General features: G+C 78.6%; 3 protein-coding genes. All 3 read right to left on the bottom strand.

What is annotated here, in order from left to right; all coding sequences use genetic code 11:
* Positions 1–14: 14 nt before the first annotated feature.
* On the bottom strand, positions 15–1,967 hold the full coding sequence (gene dxs, locus GTQ99_RS20795) for a 1-deoxy-D-xylulose-5-phosphate synthase (RefSeq protein WP_166617605.1): 1,953 nt from the start codon (positions 1,965–1,967) through the stop codon (positions 15–17).
* Positions 1,968–2,367: 400 nt separating this feature from the next.
* A complete protein-coding gene (locus GTQ99_RS20790) occupies positions 2,368–3,024 on the bottom strand; it encodes a response regulator (protein ID WP_166617604.1) in 657 nt (218 codons plus the stop codon).
* The coding region (locus tag GTQ99_RS20785) for a sensor histidine kinase (RefSeq protein ID WP_166617603.1) at positions 3,021–3,957 on the bottom strand (937 nt) is incomplete at its 5' end. The genes GTQ99_RS20785 and GTQ99_RS20790, both read right to left, overlap by 4 nt.

The raw sequence follows: 3,957 nt of genomic DNA, 5'->3' as shown, positions 1-3,957 counted from the left end.
CTGCCGCGGCGGACCTACCGCGGCGGGGCGGCCGCGCCGGCCACCGGCTCGCGACCGGCCCTGGGCCCCCGGACCTCCGGGGTCCCCTGGGCCACGGCCTCCACGAGCGCCCGGGCGATGTCCTGCGGCGCCAGGCCGTGCGCGTCGAGGACGGCGTCGCGCGCGCCGACGTCGAGGAACTCCTGCGGCAGCGCGAACCCGAGCAGCGGGGTGCCCACGCGCTGCGCGCGCAGCGCGGCGGCCAGCGCCCAGCCCAGCCCGCCGACCTCGGCGGCGTCCTCGACGACGGCGACGTGGCGGTGGGTGCGGGCCAGCTCGACGAGGGCGGGGTCGACGGGCACGACCCAGCGCGGGTCGACGACCGTGACGCCGACGCCGTGGGCGCGCAGCCGGGCGGCGACGTCCAGGGCGCGCGGCACCATCGCGCCGACCGCGACGAGCAGGACGTCGTCGCCGGTGCGCCAGCCGGGGCCCTCGAGCACGTCGGCGTGGCCGGTGCGGGCGATCGCGGGGATCGCCGCGGGCACCTCGCCCTTGCTGAAGCGCACCACCGTGGGCGCGTCCTCGACGGCCACGGCCTCGCGCAGCTCCTCGCGCAGCGTCTCGGCGTCGCGGGGGGCGGCCAGCCGCAGCCCCGGCACCAGCCGGCACATGCCGACGTCCCACACCCCGTGGTGGCTGGGGCCGTCCGGGCCGGTGACGCCCGCGCGGTCCAGGACGAAGGTGACGCCCGCCCCGTGCAGGGCCACGTCCAGCAGCAGCTGGTCGAAGGCGCGGTTGAGGAAGGTGGAGTAGACCGCGACGACGGGGTGCAGGCCGCCGGCGGCCATCCCCGCGGCGGAGGCGGTGGCGTGCTGCTCGGCGATGCCGACGTCGAAGACGCGGTCGGGGTGGGCGCGGGCGAAGGGCTCCAGCCCGACGGGGATCCGCATGGCCGCGGTGATGCCGACGACGTCCGGGCGCCGCTGCGCGATCGCGAGGACCTCGTCGGCGAAGACGCTCGTCCACGAGGAGCCGGAGCGGGCCCGCGCCTCGCCGGTCCCGGGGTCGATGACGCCGACGGCGTGGAAGTGGTCGGCGGCGTCGGCCCGCGCCGGCTGGTAGCCGCGGCCCTTCTGGGTGATGACGTGCACGATGACGGGGCCGCCGAAGGAGCGGGCGCGGCGCAGCGCGTGCTCCACGGCCTCGGTGTCGTGGCCGTCGACGGGGCCGACGTACTTCAGGCCCAGGTCCTCGAACATCCCCTGCGGGGCGACGATGTCCTTGAGGCCCTTCTTCACCCCGTGCAGGGTCTCGTAGGCCAGCCGGCCGGGGGCGCCGCCGCGCTGGAGGGACTGCTTGCCCCAGTCCAGCACCTTCTCGTACTCGCGGGTGGTGCGCAGCGTCGCCAGGTGCGCGGCCACGCCGCCCGTGGTGGGGGCGTAGGAGCGCTCGTTGTCGTTGACGACGACGACCACCGGCCGCTGCGCGTCGGCGATGTTGTTCAGCGCCTCCCAGGCCATGCCGCCGGTCAGGGCGCCGTCGCCGATGACGGCGACGACGCGGCGGCCGTGCTCGCCCTCCGCCTCCCCGCGCAGCTCGAAGGCCTTGGCCAGCCCGTCGGCCCACGACAGCGACGTCGAGGCGTGGGAGTTCTCCACCACGTCGTGCTCGCTCTCGGCGCGCGAGGGGTAGCCGGCCAGCCCGCCGGCCTCGCGCAGCCGGCTGAAGTCCTGCCGGCCGGTGAGCAGCTTGTGCACGTAGCTCTGGTGGCCGGTGTCGAAGACGAGCCGGTCGCGGGGGGAGTCGAAGACGCGGTGCAGGCCGATCGTCAGCTCGACGACGCCGAGGTTGGGGCCGAGGTGGCCGCCGGTGCGGCTGACGGCGGTGACGAGGAAGTCGCGCACCTCGGCCGCCAGCGCCGGCAACTGCTCCGCGGGGAGGGCCTTGAGGTCCCCGGGCCCCTTGATCGTCTCGAGCAGCCCCATGCGGGGTGGCCTCCTGTGTGGACGGGGGTCGAGCGGTTGACCCGGCGAGTGTAGGAGCCCCGGCGAACCGCAGCGCCCCGGATCCGCCCGCCCGGGCGAAGCGTTCACAGGGCCCTCCCACCGCCGCACGGCCTCCTGCTGGGCCTGCACGTGGTGGGCGACCAGCCACACCAGCAGCAGCGGGTGGTGGCGCACCGGCGGGTAGCCGCGGTACTCCGGCGGGGCCTGGTCCAGCAGCCAGGCGACGGCGCGCGGCTGCCAGTCCTCGGCGCCGGGCGGCGGCACCTGCTGCGGCCAGCCGGGCGGGCCGTGCCGCGCGCCGCGCTCGTGGTCGAACACGCGTTCGATGCTAGGGGGCGGGGGGGGTGCCGCGCCCCGCGGGTGCCCGTGCCGCGGGCGCTCAGGCCGGGGGGACGAACCCCGAGCGGTAGGCCAGGACGACCGCCTGCGTGCGGTCGCGCGCCCCCGTCTTGGCCAGCACCGCCGCCACGTGCGAGCGCACGGTCTCCACGCCCACCACCAGCTCGGCCGCGATCTCGGCGTTGCTCAGCCCGGCGGCCACCAGCCGCAGCACCTGGCGCTCGCGCGCGGTCAGCCGCGCCAGCTGCGGCACCTGCGCGGCGCCGCGGCCACCGCCGCGCACGTGCCGGCGGGCGAGCTCGCGCACGGCGTCGGGGAAGAGCAGCGACTCCCCGCGCGCCACGGTGCGGATGCCGTGCAGCACCTCCTCGGGCGTGCACCGCTTGAGCAGGAAGCCGTCGGCACCGGCGGCCAGGGCGTCGAAGACGTGCTCGTCGTTGGCGAAGGTGGTCAGCACGAGCACGCGCGCGCTCGAGCCGGCCCGCACCAGCGCGCGCGTGGCCTCGATGCCGTCCAGCCCGGGCATGCGCACGTCCATGAGCACGACGTCGGGGGCGGTGCGGGCCACCAGCGCGGGCACCTCCGAGCCGTCGCCGGCCTCGCCGACGACGAGCAGGTCGGGTTCGGCGCCGACCACGGCGGCCAGCCCGCTGCGCAGCAGCGGCTCGTCGTCGACGAGCGCGACGCGGACCGTCACCACGCCCCCGCCCCGCCGCGCGCCCGCACGGGCAGGCGCGCCAGCAGCCGCCAGGTGCCGTCGGGGCCGGTACCGGTGCGCACGCTGCCCCGCAGGTCGCGCACCCGCTCGCGCACGCCGACCAGCCCGCGGCCGCCGCCCGAGGGGCCCGCGCCCGGGTCCTCGCCGCGGGCCGTCCCCGGCGCGGTGTTCGCCACCTCCAGCACCAGGTCCTCGCCGCGGGCGTCGACGGCGAGGCGGCAGGCGGCCGCCGGTGCGTGCCGCAGCGCGTTCGTCAGGCCCTCCTGCAGGATCCGGTAGGCCTCCCGCGAGACGACGGCGGGCAGCGCGGCCACGTCCCCGCGCACCGCGACGTCGGCCCGCACCCCGGCGGCGCGGGCGGCGCCGACGAGGTCGGCCAGCTCGCGCAGGTCGGGCACCGGCGCCGCGGCCGCCGTGGACGCGTCCGCCGGCGCCGCGCCGTCCTCCTCGCGCAGCAGCCCGAGGACGTGGTCGAGGTCGACGAGCGCGCGGCGGGAGGCGTCCTCGGCGGCGCGCAGGGCCGCCTCGGCGGCGACCGGGTCGCGGGTGAGCAGCCGGCGGGCGGCCCCGGCCTGCACGCTCACCAGGCTCAGGGAGTGCCCGACGCTGTCGTGCAGCTCCCGGGCGAGCCGGTCGCGCCCGGCGAGGACCGACACGTGCGCCTCGGCGGCCGCGAGCCGCTCGGCCGCGGGGCCCGCCAGCAGCCGGGGGGCGAGCAGGGCCAGCCCCCGGCCCAGCAGCTCACCGGCGGCAGCGGCGGCCACGACCAGGCCCGCGGCCAGCAGCAGGCGCCCGCCGACGGCCGTCGGCAGCGGGGTCCCGCCCAGCTGCGCCGCGGCGGCGCCGGAGCCCGCGGCCGCCAGCGCGAGCAGCACCGCGATCGGCACCCCCACCACGAGCAGCGCCCCCGCC

Origin of the sequence: Kineococcus vitellinus (assembly GCF_009906315.1) — a bacterium.
Lineage (GTDB): Bacteria > Actinomycetota > Actinomycetes > Actinomycetales > Kineococcaceae > Kineococcus > Kineococcus vitellinus.
The sequence above is the reverse complement of the archived record's forward strand: the minus strand, read 5'-3'. Positions and strand labels throughout refer to the sequence as shown.

Coding starts and splice junctions, on each gene's coding strand:
- dxs (WP_166617605.1), bottom strand. CDS start 1,967: ATGGGGCTGCTCGAGACGATCAAGGGGCCCGGGGACCTCAAGGCCCTC.